This is a genomic window from Nocardioides sp. (assembly GCF_034670285.1).
Taxonomy (GTDB): domain Bacteria; phylum Actinomycetota; class Actinomycetes; order Propionibacteriales; family Nocardioidaceae; genus Nocardioides.
Genome location: NZ_JAXMNS010000577.1, coordinates 1 through 1,637 on the forward strand (window position 1 = coordinate 1; position 1,637 = coordinate 1,637).

General features: G+C 72.0%; 1 protein-coding gene. It reads left to right on the top strand.

What is annotated here, in order from left to right:
- Positions 1-294: 294 nt before the first annotated feature.
- On the top strand, positions 295-1,637 hold a 1,343-nt coding region (locus VOI19_RS19225), incomplete at its 3' end, for an acetyl-CoA carboxylase biotin carboxylase subunit (RefSeq protein ID WP_323794533.1).

Consider the following 1,637-nt stretch of genomic DNA (forward strand, 5'->3'; position numbering starts at 1 on the left):
CGGGCACCGACCGCTTCGGGGTGTTCCGCCCGTGATCATGGCGAGTGCGCAGGTGCGGGCGTCTCGATACGCCGGTCCGCTCCTTCGTCGCGTGTCCGGCTACTCGACGACCAGCACCGTCGGTCGGCGAGTAGCCGGGGAGCGAGCCTGCGAGCCACCGGCGTATCGAGACGCGGCTAGCCGAACGACGACCGCGCGTCTCGGCCGGCCCGTCCGTGCGGGCGTCTCGATACGTCGGCCCGCTCCTTCGTCGCGTAGCCGACTACTCGACGACCGATTCCGAGGAGGAACCCGATGATCACCCGCCTGCTCGTCGCCAACCGGGCCGAGATCGCCAGCCGTGTCTTCCGCACGTGTCGCGACCTCGGCATCGAGACCGTCGCCGTCCACTCCGACGCCGACGCAGCCCTGCCGTACGTCGGCGAGGCCGACCACGCCGTGCACCTGCCGGGTAACAGCCCGGCCGAGACCTATCTCCGCACCGACCTGATCCTCGAGGCGGCCCGTCGCAGTGGCGCCGACGCGATCCACCCCGGCTACGGCTTCCTCTCCGAGAACGCCGCCTTCGCCCGCGCCGTCACCGAGGCCGGCCTGACCTGGGTCGGTCCGGCCCCGGAGACGATCGAGTCGATGGGCTCGAAGATCGAGTCCAAGAAGCTCATGGAGGCCGCCGGGGTCCCGGTGCTCACCAACCACACTGTCGAGTCGGCGACCGAGGCCGACCTGCCGCTGCTGGTGAAGGCCAGTGCGGGTGGCGGCGGACGCGGCATGCGCATCGTGCGCACGTTGGCCGACCTGCCCGCCGAGATCGAGAAGGCCCGCGCCGAGGCCGAGTCGGCGTTCGGCGACGGCACCGTGTTCGTCGAGCCGTACGTCGAGCGCGGGCGCCACGTGGAGGTGCAGGTGGTCGGCGACGGCCGCGGCGGGGTGCTGGTGCTGGGTGAGCGGGACTGCTCCCTGCAGCGTCGCCACCAGAAGGTCGTCGAGGAGGCCCCGGCCCCGTGCCTGCCCGACGCGACCCGCGAGGCCCTCCACGACGCCGGCCGTGCCGCCGCGGCAGCCATCGACTACCGCGGCGCCGGCACCGTCGAGTTCCTCTACGACGCCGACAAGGACACCTTCTTCTTCCTGGAGATGAACACCCGTCTCCAGGTCGAGCACCCGGTCACCGAGGCCGTGTTCGGCGTCGACCTCGTCGCGCTGCAGGTCGCGGTCGCGGAGGGAGGCGACCTGCCCGCCGATGCCGCCGCCCCCGCGGGCCATGCCATCGAGGTCCGCCTCTACGCCGAGGACCCCGCCGCCGACTACCAGCCGCAGAGCGGACTCCTGTCGACCTTCGAGATCCCGACCGTCGAGGGCATCCGCGTCGACACCGGCTTCGCCTCGGGCAGCGTGGTCTCCACGCACTACGACGCGATGCTCGCCAAGATCATCTCGCACGCCCCCACGCGCGACCAGGCGGCGCGCAAGCTGGCCGGGGTGCTCCGCAGCGCGAAGATCCATGGCCTGATCACCAACCGGGACCTGCTTGTCGAGATCTTGCGCGACGAGCGATTCCTCGCCGGGGAGGTCAGCACCGACGTCCTCGCCGGCGGCGACCTCCGCGCGCAGCAGGGCACGGCGGTGCCCGGTACGGC